Origin of the sequence: Xanthomonas sp. SHU 308 (assembly GCF_000364645.1) — a bacterium.
GTDB classification, from domain to species: domain Bacteria; phylum Pseudomonadota; class Gammaproteobacteria; order Xanthomonadales; family Xanthomonadaceae; genus Xanthomonas_A; species Xanthomonas_A sontii.
Genome location: NZ_AQOK01000691.1, coordinates 1 through 16262, shown reverse-complemented (window position 1 = coordinate 16262; position 16262 = coordinate 1). Strand labels below are relative to the sequence as shown.

Annotated in this window: 15 protein-coding genes, 1 other RNA gene and 1 pseudogene; 8 read left to right on the top strand and 9 right to left on the bottom strand. The window is 66.7% G+C overall.

The window, feature by feature from the left end:
- Positions 1-182 precede the first annotated feature (182 nt).
- Genes D588_RS0118805 through D588_RS0118795 form a run of 3 tightly spaced genes read left to right on the top strand, consistent with a single transcriptional unit; the run spans position 183 to position 5573 of the window.
- Positions 183-3353 (top strand): multidrug efflux RND transporter permease subunit, encoded by a 3171-nt coding sequence (locus D588_RS0118805; RefSeq protein ID WP_017917071.1) that lies wholly within the window; start codon positions 183-185, stop codon positions 3351-3353.
- A gap of 31 nt (positions 3354-3384) precedes the next feature.
- Positions 3385-4119: an SDR family oxidoreductase gene (locus tag D588_RS0118800; RefSeq protein ID WP_017917070.1), complete on the top strand. Its 735-nt coding sequence runs from the start codon at positions 3385-3387 to the stop codon at positions 4117-4119.
- A complete protein-coding gene (locus D588_RS0118795) occupies positions 4113-5573 on the top strand; it encodes an efflux transporter outer membrane subunit (protein ID WP_017917069.1) in 1461 nt (486 codons plus the stop codon). Before D588_RS0118800 ends, D588_RS0118795 begins: the two co-directional genes overlap by 7 nt.
- A gap of 384 nt (positions 5574-5957) precedes the next feature.
- Here D588_RS0118795 and D588_RS0118790 read toward each other — a convergent pair whose 3' ends face one another.
- Together D588_RS0118790 and D588_RS28265 are read right to left on the bottom strand one after the other, a co-directional pair.
- Positions 5958-6950 carry a GGDEF domain-containing protein gene (locus D588_RS0118790; protein WP_026143877.1) on the bottom strand — a complete coding sequence of 331 codons (993 nt, stop codon included), beginning with the start codon at positions 6948-6950 and terminating at the stop codon, positions 5958-5960.
- 507 nt (positions 6951-7457) lie between these two features.
- Positions 7458-7631: a hypothetical protein gene (locus D588_RS28265; protein ID WP_087963689.1), complete on the bottom strand. Its 174-nt coding sequence runs from the start codon at positions 7629-7631 to the stop codon at positions 7458-7460.
- Positions 7632-8054: 423 nt separating this feature from the next.
- Here D588_RS28265 and D588_RS28605 point away from each other — a divergent pair.
- Positions 8055-8184 (top strand): annotated as a pseudogene (locus tag D588_RS28605) (IS30 family transposase); the annotation flags it as partial.
- Positions 8185-8276: 92 nt separating this feature from the next.
- Here D588_RS28605 and D588_RS28000 read toward each other — a convergent pair.
- The 5 genes from D588_RS28000 to D588_RS27365 all read right to left on the bottom strand — a co-directional run bounded on the left by D588_RS28000 (position 8277) and on the right by D588_RS27365 (position 11052).
- A complete protein-coding gene (locus tag D588_RS28000) occupies positions 8277-8600 on the bottom strand; it encodes a hypothetical protein (RefSeq protein ID WP_152182078.1) in 324 nt (107 codons plus the stop codon).
- Positions 8601-8831: 231 nt separating this feature from the next.
- The gene (locus D588_RS26815) at positions 8832-9653 is read right to left on the bottom strand and encodes an enterotoxin A family protein (RefSeq protein ID WP_157836490.1); all 822 of its coding nucleotides are present in this window, start codon (positions 9651-9653) and stop codon (positions 8832-8834) included.
- Positions 9650-9826 carry a hypothetical protein gene (locus tag D588_RS28260; protein WP_193314794.1) on the bottom strand — a complete coding sequence of 59 codons (177 nt, stop codon included), beginning with the start codon at positions 9824-9826 and terminating at the stop codon, positions 9650-9652. Before D588_RS28260 ends, D588_RS26815 begins: the two co-directional genes overlap by 4 nt.
- 389 nt (positions 9827-10215) lie before the next feature.
- Positions 10216-10567: a transfer-messenger RNA gene (gene ssrA / locus D588_RS26805) on the bottom strand.
- Between the two features lie 107 nt (positions 10568-10674).
- Positions 10675-11052 carry a hypothetical protein gene (locus tag D588_RS27365; protein ID WP_017917064.1) on the bottom strand — a complete coding sequence of 126 codons (378 nt, stop codon included), beginning with the start codon at positions 11050-11052 and terminating at the stop codon, positions 10675-10677.
- A gap of 82 nt (positions 11053-11134) precedes the next feature.
- Here D588_RS27365 and D588_RS0118765 point away from each other — a divergent pair, with 82 nt between their 5' ends.
- Positions 11135-13384 (top strand): S8 family serine peptidase, encoded by a 2250-nt coding sequence (locus tag D588_RS0118765; protein ID WP_017917063.1) that lies wholly within the window; start codon positions 11135-11137, stop codon positions 13382-13384.
- Between the two features lie 580 nt (positions 13385-13964).
- On the opposite strand, the gene smpB is transcribed toward D588_RS0118765, so the two are convergent.
- Positions 13965-14468 (bottom strand): SsrA-binding protein SmpB, encoded by a 504-nt coding sequence (gene smpB, locus D588_RS0118760; protein WP_010344270.1) that lies wholly within the window; start codon positions 14466-14468, stop codon positions 13965-13967.
- Positions 14469-14527: 59 nt separating this feature from the next.
- Between smpB and D588_RS0118755 the strand changes: the two genes are divergently transcribed.
- Positions 14528-14959: a type II toxin-antitoxin system RatA family toxin gene (locus D588_RS0118755; RefSeq protein ID WP_017913569.1), complete on the top strand. Its 432-nt coding sequence runs from the start codon at positions 14528-14530 to the stop codon at positions 14957-14959.
- 5 nt (positions 14960-14964) lie between these two features.
- The gene (locus tag D588_RS0118750) at positions 14965-15219 is read left to right on the top strand and encodes an RnfH family protein (protein WP_017917061.1); all 255 of its coding nucleotides are present in this window, start codon (positions 14965-14967) and stop codon (positions 15217-15219) included.
- Between the two features lie 27 nt (positions 15220-15246).
- Here the strand turns inward: D588_RS0118750 and bamE are convergent, their stop codons facing one another.
- Positions 15247-15645 carry an outer membrane protein assembly factor BamE gene (gene bamE, locus D588_RS0118745; RefSeq protein ID WP_017908545.1) on the bottom strand — a complete coding sequence of 133 codons (399 nt, stop codon included), beginning with the start codon at positions 15643-15645 and terminating at the stop codon, positions 15247-15249.
- Between the two features lie 103 nt (positions 15646-15748).
- On the opposite strand from bamE, the gene fur reads away from it, so the two are divergent.
- A complete protein-coding gene (fur, locus tag D588_RS0118740; protein ID WP_026143876.1) occupies positions 15749-16171 on the top strand; it encodes a ferric iron uptake transcriptional regulator in 423 nt (140 codons plus the stop codon).
- The last annotated feature ends 91 nt before the right edge of the window (positions 16172-16262 follow it).

The following is a 16262-nucleotide window of genomic DNA, read 5'->3' as shown; positions in this document are numbered from 1 at the left end:
CGCCCCCTGCCGCACCGCGCCAGGCCGTCGCCCTCGACTGAGTCGCGGGCGCCCACGCAGCACCGGCCGGGTCATGACCTGCCGGCCGCGCCCCGCCGGGCCCGCGATGGCCCGGCGTCGCCACCGGCATGCCTGCGTCCGCGCCCGGCCCCCCGTTTCATCCGTTTCCAGGACCACCACCCATGGACTTTTCCAGATTCTTCATCGACCGGCCGATCTTCGCCGCCGTGCTGTCGATCGTCATCTTCGCCGCGGGCCTGATCGCCATCCCGCTGCTGCCCATCGGCGAATACCCGGACGTGGTGCCGCCTTCGGTGGTGGTGCGCACGGTGTATCCGGGCGCCAACCCCAAGGTCATCGCCGAGACCGTCGCCACGCCGCTGGAGGAGGCGATCAACGGCGTGGAGAACATGATGTACATCAAGTCGGTCGCCGGCTCCGACGGCGTGCTGCAGATGACCGTGACCTTCCGCCCGGGCACCGATCCGGACGATGCCGCGGTCAAGGTGCAGAACCGCGTGGCGCAGGCGCAGGCGCGCCTGCCCGAGGACGTGCGCCGGCAGGGCGTGACCACGCAGAAGCAGTCGCCGACCTTCCTGATGGTGGTGCACCTGACCTCGCCCAAGGGCAAGTACGACACCCTGTATCTGCGCAACTACGCGCGCCTGCACGTCAAGGACGCGCTGGCACGGATCCAGGGCGTGGGCGACGCGCAGGTGTTCGGCGGCGGCGACTACGCGATGCGCGCGTGGCTGGACCCGGAGCGGGTGGCCGCACGCGGGCTCACCGCCAGCGACGTGGTCGCGGCGATGCGCGAGCAGAACGTGCAGGTCTCCGCCGGCCAGCTCGGCGCCGAGCCGATGCCGGAGAGCAAGTTCCTGACCCTGATCAACGCGCAGGGCCGCCTGCGCACCGAACAGGAGTTCGGCGACATCGTGCTCAAGGTCGGCGCCGACGGCCAGCCCGTGCGCCTGTCCGACGTCGCCCGCCTGCAACTGGGCGCCGGCGACTACACCCTGCGCGCGCAGCTGGACGGCAAGAACGCGGTCGGCATCGGCATCTTCCAGGCGCCGGGCGCCAATGCGCTGCAGATCCGCGACCAGGTCATCGCCAAGATGGACGAGCTGACCAAGCAGTTCCCCGATGACGTGAAGTACGAGGCGGTGTACGACACCACCATCTTCGTGCGCGACTCGATCAGCGCGGTGGTCCACACCCTGCTGGAGGCGGTGCTGCTGGTGGTGCTGGTGGTGATCCTGTTCCTGCAGACCTGGCGCGCCTCGATCATTCCGCTGATCGCGGTGCCGGTGTCGGTGGTCGGCACCTTCGCCGCGCTGTACCTGCTGGGCTTCTCGATCAACACGCTGACCCTGTTCGGGCTGGTGCTGGCGATCGGCATCGTGGTCGACGATGCGATCGTGGTGGTGGAGAACGTGGAGCGCAACATCGAGGAGGGGCTGACCCCACTGGCGGCCGCCCACCAGGCGATGCGCGAGGTGTCCGGCCCGATCATCGCGATCGCGCTGGTGCTGTGCGCGGTGTTCGTGCCGATGGCGTTCCTGTCCGGGGTCACCGGGCAGTTCTACAAGCAGTTCGCGGTGACCATCGCCATCTCCACGGTGATCTCGGCGATCAACTCGCTGACCCTGTCGCCGGCGCTGGCCGCGCGCCTGCTGCAAGGCCACGACGCGCCCAAGGACCGCCTGTCGCGCGGCATGGAGCGGCTGTTCGGCGGCTGGCTGTTCCGTCCGTTCAACCGCTTCTTCCACCGCAGCTCCGACCGCTACCAGGGCGCGGTGTCGCGCATCCTCGGCCGCCGCGGCGCGGTGTTCGCGGTGTACGTGGCGCTGCTGCTGGTCACCGGGCTGATGTTCAAGGCGGTACCGGGCGGCTTCATCCCGACCCAGGACAAGATGTACCTGATCGCCGGCGTCAAGCTGCCGGAGGGCGCCTCGATCGAGCGCACCGACGCGATGCTGCGCAAGGTCGCCACCATCGCCATGCAGACCGACGGCGTGGCCCATGCGATCTCGTTCCCGGGCCTCAACGCGCTGCAGTTCACCAACACGCCCAACACCGGCGTGGTGTTCCTGCCGCTGAAGCCGTTCGCCGAGCGCCACCGCAGCGCATTGGAGATCAATGCCGAGATCAACCAGCGCATCTCGCAGCTGGGCGAGGGCATGTCGTTCGCCTTCATGCCGCCGCCGATCCTCGGCCTGGGCAACGGCAACGGCTACCAGTTGTTCATCGAGGACCGTGCCAACCTCGGCTACGGTGCGCTGCAGAACGCGGTCAGCACCATGCAGGGCGCGGTGGCGCAGACCCCGGGGATGAGCTTCCCGATCGGCACGTATCAGGCCAACGTCCCGCAGCTCGACGCCGAGGTCGACCGGGTCAAGGCCAAGGCCCAGGGCGTGGCCCTGACCGATCTGTTCGATACCTTGCAGACCTACCTGGGCTCGACCTACGTCAACGACTTCAACCAGTTCGGCCGCACCTGGCAGGTGATCGCCCAGGCCGATGCGCCGTTCCGCGAGAGCGTGGAGGACATCGCCCGGCTGCGCACCCGCAACGCCCAGGGCGAGATGGTGCCGATCGGCTCGATGGTGACCATCAAGCAGACCTACGGTCCGGACCCGGTGCTGCGCTACAACGGCTATCCGGCCGCCGACCTGGCCGGCGAAGCGGATGCGCGCTCGCTGTCCTCGGCCGAGGCGATGGCCAAGATCACTCAGATCGCCAAGCAGGTGCTGCCCAACGGCATGGAGATCGAGTGGACCGACCTGAGCTACCAGCAGGCGACTCAGGGAAATGCGGCGCTGGTGGTGTTCCCGCTGGCGGTGCTGCTGGCGTTCCTGGTGCTGGCGGCGCTGTACGAGAGCTGGACGCTGCCGCTGGCGGTGATCCTGATCGTGCCGATGACCCTGCTGTCGGCGCTGTTCGGGGTGTGGCTGAGCGGCGGCGACAACAACGTGTTCGTGCAGGTGGGTCTGGTGGTACTGATGGGCCTGGCGTGCAAGAACGCGATCCTGATCGTCGAGTTCGCCCGCGAGCTGGAACTGCAGGGCAAGGGCATCGTCGAATCGGCACTGCAGGCCTGCCGCCTGCGCCTGCGCCCGATCGTGATGACCTCCATCGCCTTCATCGCCGGCACGGTGCCGCTGGTGTTCTCGCATGGCGCGGGCGCGGAAGTGCGCTCTGCCACCGGCATCACCGTGTTCGCCGGCATGCTGGGCGTGACCCTGTTCGGTCTGTTCCTCACTCCCGTGTTCTATGTCGCCCTGCGCAAGCTGGCCGGGCGGCCGCTGGTCTCGCATGCGCCGGCCCACGCCGACGCGCCGGCGCACGGCTGATCCTTTTCCCATCCTTCTCAGGAGTTTCGCAATGAACGCAGCACACAAGATCGCCCTGGTCAGCGGCGCCACCCGCGGCATCGGCCTGCACACCGTGCGGCAGCTGGCCGAAGCCGGCGTGCACACCCTGCTGGCCGGGCGCGACGCGACCCGCGCCAGCGCCGCGGCCCTGGAACTGCAGGGCGAGGGCCTGCCGGTGGAGCCGCTGACCCTGGACGTCACCGACGCCGCCAGCATCACCGCCGCAGTGGAGACGGTGCGCGCACGCCATGGGCGGCTGGACATCCTGGTCAACAACGCCGGCATCCTGCGCGACGACCCGCGCCTGAGCGTGTCGCAGCAGAGCCTGGAGACCTGGCGCGAGACCTTCGACACCAACCTGTTCGGCCTGATCGCGGTCACCCAGGGGTTCCTGCCGCTGCTGCGCGAGGCGCCGGCCGCGCGCATCGTCAACGTCTCCAGTGTGCTCGGTTCGCTGGCGCTGCACAGCCAGCCCGGGTCGCCGATCTACGACTTCAAGGTGCCGGCCTACAACGTGTCCAAGAGCGCGGTGAATGCCTGGACCATCCAGTTGGCCTACGAACTGCGCGAGACCCCGATCAAGGTCAACACCATCCACCCCGGCTACGTGAAGACCGACATGAACGCGGGCGAGGGCGAGCTGGAAGTGGCCGACGGTGCGCGCAGCAGCGTGATGATGGCGCTGCTCGACGCCGACGGCCCCACCGGCAGCTACACCCATGTCGGACAGGTGCTGCCATGGTGATCCGTCCCGTCTTCGGCGCACTGGCGCTGGCGCTGCTCAGCGCCTGCGCCAGCGTCGGCCCCGACTACCGCGCACCGGCGCAGCCGCCGGTGACCCTGCAGGGCGCCGCGTCGCCGGTGTTCGCGACCGACTCGCCGGTCGCATCCTGGTGGGCGCAGTTCGACGACCCGGTGCTGGAACAGCTGGTGCACGACGGCCTGGTCGCCAACCTGGACCTGCGCCTCGCCCTGGCGCGCGTGCACGAGGCGCGCGCGGTCTTCGCCGAGCAGCGCCTGGACCAGGCGCCGCATGTCACCGCCGGCGGCGACTACACCCGCGGCAAGGCCCCGGACGCGGACGCCGGCGGCGCGCGCGTGCTCACCGAAAGCTACCGGTTCGGCTTCGATGCCGGCTGGGAGCTGGACCTGTTCGGGCGCCAGCGCCGCGCCAGCGAAGCGGCGCGTGCGAACCTGGAAGCCGAACAGGCCGGCCTGGCCGACGCCCAGGTCACCGTGGCCGCGGAGGTGGCACGCAACTACTTCGCCCTGCGCGGCACGCAGAAGCGCATCGCGCTGGCGCGGACCACGCTGGACAACCTGCGCGATACCCAGCGGCTGACCGAGACCCGTTGGCGACTGGGCGCCGGCAGCGAACTGGACGTGCAGACCAGCCGTGCGCGGCTGAAGGCGATCGAGGCCGACATCCCGTTGCTGGAAGTCGATGCCGCGCAGGCGCGGCACCGGCTGGCGGTGCTGCTGGGCAAGCCGCCGGGCGCGCTCGACGCGCTGCTGGCGCCGCAGCCGACCCCGGCCTATGCACGGGCCTTGCCGCTGGGCGATACCACGCAGTTGCTGCGCCGGCGTCCGGACGTGCGCATCGCCGAACGCCGTCTGGCGGCGGCGACCGCGCGCGTCGGCGTGGCCACCGCCGACCTGTTCCCGCGGATCAGCCTGTCAGGTTTCGTCGGCTTCCTGTCCGGCGATGCTGGCGCCTTGTTGCACGGCCGCAGCAAGGCGTGGTCGCTGACCCCGTCGATCCAGTGGGCGGCGTTCGACCTGGGCAGTGTGCGGGCACGCCTGCGCGCGAGCGAAGCGCAGGCCGACGGCGCTGCAGCCGACTACGAGAAAGCCGTGCTCGGCGCACTGGAGGACACCGAGAACGCCTTGACCGCCTATGCCCACGAACAAGCGCGGCTGGCGATCGTGGCCGAACAGACGCAGGCGGCGCAGCGTGCCGAGGCGTTGGCGCAGATCCGCTATCGCGAAGGCTCGGAGGATTTCCTGACCCTGCTCGATGCGCAGCGCACGCAACTGACCGCCGAGGCGGCCCTGGCCGACGCCGAAGCGGCGGTGAACATCGGCGTGGTGCGGGTGTACAAGGCGCTTGGTGGTTGGGGGCAGGACGCCGGCACGGAGGCCGGCAGCCGGGACGTCGCGACCACCGCGGTGGCGGCGTCCGCGGTGCAGGCGCGCTGAGCAGAGCGCTGCACCTGCCGCGGTGCGGGCCGACCGTTCGCACCGCGGCGCCTGGTCGGCACCGTTCGTCATGTGCTCTCGCCGCCATCCGGCCGCGTCCCAGGTTTGTCTGTAGGAGCGGCGTCAGCCGCGACGGGCGTTCCCGCTGAAGCCCGTCGCGGCTGCATGGCAGGCGACTCCCGCAATGGCTTGCGGCGAGTCCTGCGGGTGCACTGTGGGAGGGACTTCAGTCCCGACGCATTGCGCCATCGGAACGCACACCACTTCGCCCGGCATCACAGTCGATGCCCACAGGATGCTTCCCGTCATCGGAGCGGTACTGGTGACGGCGACCGGACCGAAGACCAGCCGGGCATGCGGCAGATCGCCGCGGGTGCTGGTCGTTCAGTCCTGCGCCACGTCCTCGGCGGTCACATAACGGTCGCGGCCGTTGTTCTTGGCCTGGTACAGCGCGGTGTCTGCGCGCGAGAACCAGTCGTGCCACTGCACCTCGTCGCACAGCATCGCCGCACCCAGCGACACGGTGATGGTGCCGTTGGGGCCGCGCAGCGCAGAGCGGGTGGCATCGTGCAGGCGCCTGGCGAAGGCGGACAGTTCGGTCGCGGACTGCAGCCGTGCCACCACCACGAACTCCTCGCCGCCGAACCGGAATACCTCGTCCGGCGCACGTACCTGCGCGCGCAACAGCGCGGCCAACTCGGCCAGCACCCGGTCGCCCTCGGCATGGCCGTAGAGGTCGTTGACCTCCTTGAAGTGATCGATGTCGAGCACGATCAGCCCATGCCGGCGAGTCGCACGACGCGGATCGGCCACCCGTTGCGACAGGCTGCGCTCGAGCATGCGACGATTCGGCAGCCCGGTCAGCGAATCGTGCGACGCCAGTTGCTCCAGTTGCACGCGATCGCCTTCCACCCGCAACGCGAGCATGTAGCCCAGCCCGGTGATCAGCAACGACACCGAGATCATCGAAAAGAAGTGCTCGGCACCCAGGGTGCTCGGGGTCACCACCAGCAGCACCGCGATCAGCGTGGCATTGCAGGCCAGCGCGACATGGCGCGTCACCACGAAGAAATTGCTCATCATCACCAGGTACAGCCACGGCACCGCGGCGTGGCGCAGTGCATGGCAGGCCAGGGCGCTCCCCAGCAACCAGCTCAGCGACAGCAGCGGATCCATGCGGCCGTCGCCACGGTGCAGCGCCAGCCAGGTCGCCAGCGCGGCCAGACCGGCCAGCGCGGCGCCGGCCAGCGCGGTCCACGGCGCGCCGATCGCCATCTGATAGACCGCGAACAGCAGCAGCACCCCGGCCGTGGACGGACCGAGTGTCTTGATGATGCCGAGCCGGAAGTGCCGACGCAGGGTCAATCCGGCGCTCACGGTGCTGGACTCCGGAGCGGCGCACGGTCATTGCAGGCGGGCTGGCGAGGGCGGGCAACGAGCATGGCGACATCAGGCTGGCGAAGAGGCGTTGCGGTGGCAACTGCAAGTTCCATGCCTGAAATTCTTTTGTGGTCGATATCCCGAAGCTGACCGCGACGCAGCGGGATTGCCGACACGCACGGCATCACGACGACGTCGCATTGGCGGAGGGATCGGCGTCGCGCCGATCAACCTGCGTCACGCGGCAGACGTTGTTTGGCGGCATGTAGGGCGGCGCTGATGCAAGGATGCTCGCGCCTGATCCTCTCCCTGCGGGACGTGGTGGCACGCAGCGCCGGATGAGGGGACGGGCGACGCGCGGGCGCTAGCCGGCGAACCGTACTGTGGTCGCGTGGGGGCGGCGCTGTGTGCAGATGGACGCAGCGCCGACCGGACGGGCTATCTCTGCAGCGCTACCGTCACCGGCGTGATGGGATCCGCAAGACGTCCCGGCCAGGAGGCGGGTTACGCTTCGCTGCCGTCGATGGCCTTCAACCCCTTCTGGCTGAGCGCCAGATCGCCGTCCTCGCCTTGCGCCGCGTAGTCCTCGCGCACCGCCCAGGTCGCCTCGGCTTCGCTGACCGGGGTGGTGGCATGGATGTCCTGCAGGATGCGCCGTTGTTCCTGGGTCAATGGCATGGGGAGTGTCCGAATCGAGGAGGGCGTCTGCCACCGTACAGACCGGCGGTGACGGGTATGTCGGCGCGTCGCCGATGCCGCCATCGCCAGTGCCCGCCTAGGCGCTCTTGGCGGCGGCGCGGTTGGCATGCGTCGTCATCGCACGGCAACGACGCCGCCGACATCATTTCGCAACGCCTCAAGGACGCCGGCGTAACGGACACGGACGCATGATGCGCCTACCAGCTGTGCGGCCGAGGCGATGCCTGGGGCTGCTTCAAGGATGCAGGCATCCGCGGCTGGACCACTTTCTTCGCGCACCGGCAGGTAGATCGCCTGCTGGTGCGTTGGCATGTCAGCTGGCGCTGCGCAAGGCCATGCGCGGCCTGCCGCGCATGGTCGCCTCAGACGCTCGTGGGTGCCGAACAGCCGTGCATCGTGCATCGTCCGGAGCAGGTGCAGCAACGCCTGGTGCCGAGGCATTGGGAAGGGCGACCTGATCAAGGGCGCGTTCAACCGTTCGTGCGTGGGCAGGCTGGTGGAGCGCAAGGCCCGGCTGGCGGTGCTGTGCGAGAGCAGGGGCACGGCCGGCCTCGGAATCCTCAGGTCCCCCACGTATGCTCCGGCTCCTGCGCGTCGTCCACGCCCGCCTGGCACCCAGTCGTTCTAATTGGCTAATTCAACGGCCTTTACCGGCTTGTACGCGGCTCCGTCTCCTTCCAGGATGACTTTGACCTTCATCTGGAGGATTTGTGCGGTTTGCGCCAGTTTCAGAATGTTCTGGCCCGCAATATCTCCGCAATACCACTCTCCGCCCTGGAAGTTATGTCCTGTGGGTGACCCCGCGATCTGAAAGAAACAGGTGCTCCCGGTATTGTTCGCCTTGACATTTCTCAGGTATCCGGTTTCGGTATATTCGCCTGCCATTGCATTCAGGCTCAATGACGAAAGGCAGATTGCGATTGCAAAGGCTGGGGGCTTGATTTTCATTGTCGTGCTCCTGTTTTTTCGTGTGGGTCCACTAAAACGAACGACTGCAATGCGCAGACTCGTGTGGGTGTGGACACCTGTTTGGTTTGTGGCCGTCTATAGTATTTTTGGGGGGCATCAGATGGAACGTGCACCACCCACTCTCCCGGCAAGCGCAATGCCCGCTGGGTGACAGTGGTTCGGTTTTTCAGGGAAATACTGCGCTGGAGACGGACTTTGGTCTGTCGATGGTCAAAGTATAATGCTGGATATTATTTGTTTGTCATAGAGCCTTTTGATGATTTCGTACCTGGGGCATGAATGCGAGGATGCTATCGATCTGCTCGATGCCGGAAAGCCGTTCGCCGCGTCGCAGACGAAGCGCAGCGGTAGTTCCATCGCATGCTCATTGAGCGCCAGTACCACCTGGCTCGCTGGTTCGTCCACCACCAGGTATGGTGAATCGTTGGGCTGTTCTCCATCGAAATCAGCGTTGAAAGCGTCCGAAAAATTCCATCGATTGTCCCAAAAGTCGGGCGAGTACAGCACCGAGTCTTCGTCATGGTAATAGTCGTCGACCATCTCTTGGTTGAGCTCGGCGTGACTGATGACTCTGCCGAAAGGAAACCCATCGACCGCCACATATTCGGACATGCCGTCATAGTCGCTGATGAGTTGATTGATTCTCTGCCATTCCGGGGAGCCGGCCACATGGCTGTCACGGGCTCTTTGCAGGGAGGACGGAACGCTATAGAAATTGTTGCCCGGCACGATCATGTAGATCCATGCGCTCTGACCTCTATCGACCATGCTCAGGCAATGGTTGACGGCTGCTTCCAAATCCGAGCTCGTCGATACGAAGGCGGAGGTGTAATGCTCGACACTTTCTCCGGTGAAGTGATGGGCGAGGTCGTAATCGCGGATCCTGCCGTTGTTGTGCGGATAGAACCCACCGGCTTGTTGAATTTCATCGGGTGACCGCGTATCGCATCTGAAAAGAAAATCTGGTGGGTCGTTTGCCCAGGCCAGTGAAGGACAGATGATGAGACAGAATAGACAGAGCAGATTTTTCAATTCCAGAACTCCAGCAGATTTCTCAAGACGATGGCTCCATAGGCGATGAATATGGAAATGATTGTATTTATTGAATATGTACAATTATTAAACTCGCCAATGAAAATAGGCGAAAACTCATTGGCATTTGCGATTGGGTTTTCATATTCAGCCCCATGGGCAGGGAGTTCCATGCCCCCGGCCTTGATGATGTAGGGGGCGCGCCTGCTTCCCTCGCAACGCGGACAGCGCTTGGCTCAGGAAATCGTCGTTCATGCTCGCGTCCTGTCGCATCCGATCGAATGCCCCCGAGGGTGCTGCAGCGGCACGCGAGGCAGCCAGACGGGCGACATCGCCCATCGGTAGAAAACGGGGTGCACCAAGTGGCGCGGGCCAGCGAGGGTCCGAAGATCGGTGGGAGCGAAGATGCGCGCCTATGGCACAGCCGGGCGGCGCAGAAAATAAGGCTTCGGCACGGGGTTTGATCCCTCGTTTGATACCTGGACCAGGCTCAAATCGATCATCAAACCCCGGGCCAAACCTTCGCAGAATCAAGCGTTTACTGCTCTTTTCCGCGATCAGATGGTGGAGGTGGGCGGAATCGAACCGCCGTCCGAAGGCACTCCATCCCCGGCACTACATGCTTAGCTCATCGTTGGATCTCGCCCCGGAACAGCACGATGTGCGAAGCGCATCCCGGGACCAGCCTGCTTGATTTAGCCAATGGCTGACAGGCAGCCACCACCGGCGATTCCGTGATAATGACCCTACGTCGCGAGCACGGACACAAGCGATTTCGGGGCTAGGCCTTAAGCGGCCAGTGCGTAGTTGTCGTCGTTGGCAACTATAAGTTTGCGGCTGGATTTACGAGGAAAGCTGCCCCCTCGGCATGCGCCAAGCGATTTTGCAACCCCCGTCGAAACCAGTGCACCCCCGGGGACAACGTCAAACGCTGACCTGCACAGTGTAGGGATCGGGGAGGGCAGTCACAAGTCTTGAGACAGGCCGCGCTTAAGCTGGCTTCACTGCGACGCCGGCCCTGTCACGCCGCCGTCCCCCAGGCATTCCCCCAGGCATGGAGCAGCGCAATGGCAAGCAGACAGCCGCGTGGCCGCAGCAGCGGGCGTACGCCCAAGGCACCCGTCACGTCCTCGACGTCCACCCCCGGCAAGGCGCCGGCGAGATCTGCCGCCAAGCCGACAGCAACAGCGCGCAAGACGCCAGCGGTCGGTACGCGGGCTGCCAAGGCGGCGAAGAAGACGACGCCGGCATCGGCAGCTCCATCCACGAAGGGACCTGCATCGGCAAGGCCGGCAGCACCGTCCAGATCCAACGCCGCGGCTCCCGGCGCCAGCAGGCCTGCCTCGGCGACGCCCGCCGCCGCGCTACCGGCGGGCAACGCGCTGCGGCCCAAGGCCACCGGCGAAGGTTCGCTGGCGCAGGGTCGGGCACGCACGGTCGTCTACATCCATGGCATCGGCAACAAACCGCCGGCCGAGGTGTTGCGCTGCCAATGGGATCGCGCGCTGTTCGGTCGCGCGATGGGCGAGCGCACGCGCATGGCCTACTGGGTCAACCGCGAACGCTATCCGTCGCCGGAGCCCGGCGATTGCCAGGATCAGGACCGCGGCCCGGTGTTGAACCAGGCCGAGCAGCGCGTGCTCAGCGCACTCGGCGTGGCCCCGCAACTGGCCGATCTGCGCCAGCTCGCCGACACGCTGGCCGCCAGCGAGGCCGAGCGCGCACTGCTGCACCAGGTGCTGGACGAGGTGGAGGCGGCGGCGCCGGCACCGGCGGCTGCAGCCGCGGACGTGCACGCGCAGGGCGTGGTCGACGTGCTCAACCGCGCACTGCTGAAGCTGATCTCCGCGGCGCTGCTGCAGGACGTGCACGACTTCTTCTTCGTGCCGGCGCGGCGTACGCAGATGCGCGAGAGCCTGCTGCAGCGCATCCGCGCCGGTGGCGGCCCGTTCGTGGTCATCGCGCACAGCCAGGGCTCGCTGATCGCCTACGACGTGCTGCGCGAACTGCAGCCGCAGGACTGCGAGGTGTCGCTGCTGCTCACGCTCGGCTCGCCGCTGGGGCTGCCGGTGGTGCGCAGCATGTTCAAGGAGTGGACCGGCACGCCGAAGCTGCCGTTCCCACCCTGCGTGGCGCGCTGGGTCAATGTCGCCGAACGGCGCGATCCGGTGGCGCTGGACGATGATCTCAGCGACGACATCGCCGATGCCGGCGGGCGCTTCCACAACATCGCCGGGTCGAGGATCAACCCGGATTGGCAGCACAACCCGCATTCGGCCGCCGGCTACCTGTCCATCCCCGACGTGCGCGCCGAGGTGCGGCGCGCGGTGGGGGTAGGCTTCGACCAGCCGATCGCGCATCCGGTGCTGATCAAGGACCTGTCCGATCAGCTGGAGGCGCGCGCGCCGGATTATCGCCATGAGGTGCTGATCGAGCTGGAGCGATTGTCCGAGGCCGGCGATCCGGCGCAGCGCAAACATGAGCTGATCGCCGCGTTGCGCGCGCTCACCGAGGCCTCCACCGGCCTGCACGGCGAGGCGCTGGATGCGCAGATCGAACTGGAGGACACGCTGCAGCGCTACGTCTCGGCGCGCTTGACCCGGTTCGAGATCGAGAGCCTGCGCGAGCGCTATCGCGACCTCAACCTCAAGCGTTTGTGGCGCGATGCGGGCAAGCGCGCGCTGATCTACCAGTCGCGCAGCACGATCCAGGTGGACGCGGCGCAGGTGGCCTATCGCGCACTCGGCACCGGGATCGGCTGGGCGGTGCTGGACAGCGGCATCGCCGCGGCGCATCCGCACTTCCATGCCGCCGGGCAACCGGCGACCGTGCTTGCCCAATGGGACTGCACCCAGCGCGGACGCCCGCGCGCGTTGCGCCCGGGCGAGGCCGGCTTCGACACGCTCGACGGCAATGGTCACGGTACCCACGTGGCCGGCATCATCGCCGGGCAGTGCGAAGCGCCGCTGCCGGGCGTGCCGGCCACGGCGCCGCTGCAGTTCGCCGGCATGGCGCCGCTGACGCGGCTGTACGGGCTGAAGGTGCTGGACGACGACGGCAACGGCCGCGACTCGTGGATCATCAAGGGCGTGCAGCAGGTGGCCGAGCTCAACGAGCACGCCGGCGAGCTGGTGGTGCACGGGGTCAACCTGAGCCTGGGCGGCTACTTCGACGCCGAGAGCTACGGCTGCGGCTTCACCCCGCTATGCAACGAGTTGCGCCGGCTGTGGCGGCAGGGCGTGGTGGTGGTGATCGCGGCCGGCAACGACGGCTTGGCCTGGCTGATGCAGGGCGATGGCGAGGCCTACCCGCTGAACCTGGACCTGAGCATCGGCGACCCGGCCAACCTGGAGGAATCGCTGGCGGTGGGTTCGGTGCACAAGAGCAGCCCGCACAGCTACGGCATTTCGTACTTCTCTTCGCGTGGCCCGACCGCCGATGGCCGCTACAAGCCGGATCTGGTCGCGCCGGGCGAAAAGATCCTGTCGGCGCACCACGGGTTTGTGGTCGAGGATCCCGGCACCTGGATGGTGGAGATGAGCGGCACCAGCATGGCTGCGGCGCATGTGTCGGGGTTGATCGCCGCGTTCCTGTCCGTGCGCCGCGAGTTCATCAGTGCGCCGGATCGGGTCAAGCAACTGCTGCTGGCGCAGTGCCTGGACCTGCAGCGCGATCGCTACATGCAGGGTAGCGGGCTGCCGAGCCTGATGCGGATGCTTGGGGGGACGTGAGTGGGGCGGGGATGATCAGCCATTCGGCTGCTGAAGAGTCGGGGATTCGAAATTGGGGATTCGCAACGTCGGTTCCCTGGGCTGCGCGGTCTCCCGTGTGGAAGCGGCTTCAGCCGCGACGCGGTCACGGCGGGATTGGGGATGGGTGGCAATCGAGGGGCGAAACAGGTTCGGAGGCCGCATCGCCTTTCATGTCGGAATCTGCTTTCGCCGCAACGGGTGACTGCCGATGTTTCCGGATGAGGGCATGAAACGGGCTGCGCGTTTTCTGTGGCCGGTGCGACCGAATCACGTCGAGCTTCCGACTTCACCGCGTCGCGGCTGAAGCCGCTCCCATAAGGGCGTCCATGCACCGCGGTGCGCTCTTGCGGCTGCCGTGCCAAGGCGTTACGGCGCCGCACTTACGGCTGAGCTTGTGGGAATGGGGGCTGCGGTTGCGACTCCCCAATCCCCAATCCCGGCTTCACTGTGTCGCGGCTGAAGCCGCTCCCATGGGAAAGGCGAGGCGTGCAGGGCAGCTGGGGAGGGCAGGAGATCCGCTGTTGCGAATCCCCAATCCCGAATCCCAAATCCCAGCCCCTCAGGCATTCTTGTTGTGCCGGCGCATGATGCGCTGCTTGTCGCGGGCCCAGTCGCGGTCCTTGGCCGCGTTGCGCTTGTCGTGGTCCTGCTTGCCCTTGGCCAGCGCGATCTCGAGCTTGATCTTGTTCTTGCTCCAGTACATCGCGGTGGGTACGAGGGTGTAGCCGTCGCGTTCGACGCGGCCGATCAGTTTGTCGATCTCGTTCCGGTGCAGCAGCAGTTTGCGTGTGCGCCGGTCGTCGGCGACCACGTGGGTGGAGGCCTGGATCAACGGGGTGATCTGCGCGCCGAACAGGAACAGCTCGCCCTGGCGCACGAACGCATAGCTCTCGCCGATGTTGGCGCGGCCGGCGCGGATCGACTTCACCTCCCAACCCTGCAGGGCCAGGCCGGCCTCGTAGCGGTCCTCCAGGTGGTATTCGTGGCGCGCGCGCTTGTTCAGGGCGATGGTCTTGTTGGCCGTCGCGCCGTTTGCTTTATCCTTGGCGGGTTTCTTGCTCATCTTGCTATTGTCTCCGATTCGGGGCCTCCCGAACGTCTTGGTCCCACTTCCCGTCCCGAATGCCTATCATCCGCCGCAGCGCTCTGGTCGAACACGCCGCAACGCGCATGTTCGATCTGGTCAACGACGTCGCCGCCTATCCGCGCCGGTTCGCCTGGTGCGATGCGGCCCATATCCTCGAGCAGAACGACCGCGTCCTGGTGGCGCGGCTGGACCTGGGGCTGGGCTCGTTCCGCACCTGGTTCACCACCGAGAACAGCCTGCAGCGCCCGGATCGCATCGATATGCAGCTGCGCGACGGTCCGTTCAAGCGCCTGCAGGGGCAGTGGACCTTCCACGGCTTCAACGAGCACGCCAGCAAGGTCAGCCTGATGCTCGACTTCGAACCCGCCTCGCGCCTGCTGGGGCCGGCGCTGGCGCTGGGCTTCCAGAGCCTGGCCGACCGCATGGTCAACGACTTCGTGCGCGTGGCCGACCGGGAACAGGCCTAGCCGCCATGCAGGTCGAGGTGGTGCTGGCCTGGCCGGAGCGCTTCGTGTCGCAGCGGCTGGATCTGCCGGAAGGCGCGACCGTGGCCGATGCGCTGGTCGCCGCCGCGTTGCCCGAAGCGACGCCCGGCATGCCGTGCGCGGTCTATGGCGAAGTCGCCGCACCGACGCGGCTGTTGCAGGACGGCGACCGGGTGGAACTGCTCAGGCCGTTGCTGATCGACCCGAAGGACGCCAGGCGACGCCGCGCCAAGCCGCGCTGAGCGGCGGGGCGCGACGCGGCCGCCGGCTCATTCGCCGCGGCGCTGCTTCTTCTTGTCCTTGGCCAGGTTGCGGCCGAACTGACGCACGCTGTTCTTGGCCAGCTCTTCGTCCTGATCCGGGAAGTAATCGCCTTCCCAGCGGGTGACCATGTCGTTGTCGAAGAACACGACGAAGTTCTTGATCTCGGTACGGCCCACGCGATCGACACGCTCGGTGGAGGTGTAGTCCCAGCGCTGCGCATGGAACGGATCCGGGATCGAGGGGCTGCCCAGCAGCGCGCTGACCTGCTGCTTGCTCTGTCCGACCTTCAGCTGTTCGACGGCCGACGGCTTGATCAGATTGCCCTGATAGATGGGCTGCTTGTAAATGATGCCGCAGCCAGCGGTGGACAGGGCAACAGCGGCGACCAGCAGGAGATTGCGCATCGGGGACAGGGCTGAATGAAATCACGTCGATGATACACTCCCAGCGACCGCCGCGACCCATTCCCAGGCAGCTGGCGATAAACCAGCTATGAACGGAGACGCCATGGAATCCCACGATCTGCGCAAAGTCGGCCTGAAGGTCACGCACCCCCGGATGCGCATCCTTGAGCTGCTGGAGCAGAAGTCGGCGCGGCACCACATGACCGCCGAGGAAATCTACCGGCAGCTGCTGGACCACGGCGACGAGATCGGTCTGGCCACCGTGTACCGGGTGCTGACGCAGTTCGAGGCGGCCGGGCTGGTGCTCAAGCACAACTTCGAGGGCGGCCAGGCGGTGTATGAGCTGGACCGCGGCGGCCACCACGACCACATGGTGGACGTGGATACCGGCAAGATCATCGAGTTCGAAAGCGCGGAGATCGAGGAATTGCAGCGCAAGATCGCCGCCGATCACGGCTACGAACTGGAAGAGCACTCGCTGGTGCTGTACGTGCGCAGCAAGCGGCCGAGCGGCAAGAAGGGGTGAGGCTTCTCCCTTCTCCCATCGGGAGAAGGTGCCCCGCAGGGGCGGATGAGGGTGCGGGTGTCGCCGCGTGGATCACGTCAGCGGGTCGCTC

What these genes read in the sequence shown, in the direction of transcription:
- D588_RS0118805 (WP_017917071.1), top strand. Translation starts at nt 183, where the DNA reads ATGGACTTTTCCAGATTCTTCATCGACCGGCCGATCTTCGCCGCCGTG.
- D588_RS0118800 (WP_017917070.1), top strand. Translation starts at nt 3,385, where the DNA reads ATGAACGCAGCACACAAGATCGCCCTGGTCAGCGGCGCCACCCGCGGC.
- D588_RS0118795 (WP_017917069.1), top strand. Translation starts at nt 4,113, where the DNA reads ATGGTGATCCGTCCCGTCTTCGGCGCACTGGCGCTGGCGCTGCTCAGC.
- D588_RS28265 (WP_087963689.1), bottom strand. Translation starts at nt 7,631, where the DNA reads ATGCCATTGACCCAGGAACAACGGCGCATCCTGCAGGACATCCATGCC.
- D588_RS28000 (WP_152182078.1), bottom strand. Translation starts at nt 8,600, where the DNA reads ATGAAAATCAAGCCCCCAGCCTTTGCAATCGCAATCTGCCTTTCGTCA.
- D588_RS28260 (WP_193314794.1), bottom strand. Translation starts at nt 9,826, where the DNA reads ATGGAACTCCCTGCCCATGGGGCTGAATATGAAAACCCAATCGCAAAT.
- smpB (WP_010344270.1), bottom strand. Translation starts at nt 14,468, where the DNA reads ATGAGCAAGAAACCCGCCAAGGATAAAGCAAACGGCGCGACGGCCAAC.
- D588_RS0118755 (WP_017913569.1), top strand. Translation starts at nt 14,528, where the DNA reads ATGCCTATCATCCGCCGCAGCGCTCTGGTCGAACACGCCGCAACGCGC.
- D588_RS0118750 (WP_017917061.1), top strand. Translation starts at nt 14,965, where the DNA reads ATGCAGGTCGAGGTGGTGCTGGCCTGGCCGGAGCGCTTCGTGTCGCAG.
- bamE (WP_017908545.1), bottom strand. Translation starts at nt 15,645, where the DNA reads ATGCGCAATCTCCTGCTGGTCGCCGCTGTTGCCCTGTCCACCGCTGGC.
- fur (WP_026143876.1), top strand. Translation starts at nt 15,749, where the DNA reads ATGGAATCCCACGATCTGCGCAAAGTCGGCCTGAAGGTCACGCACCCC.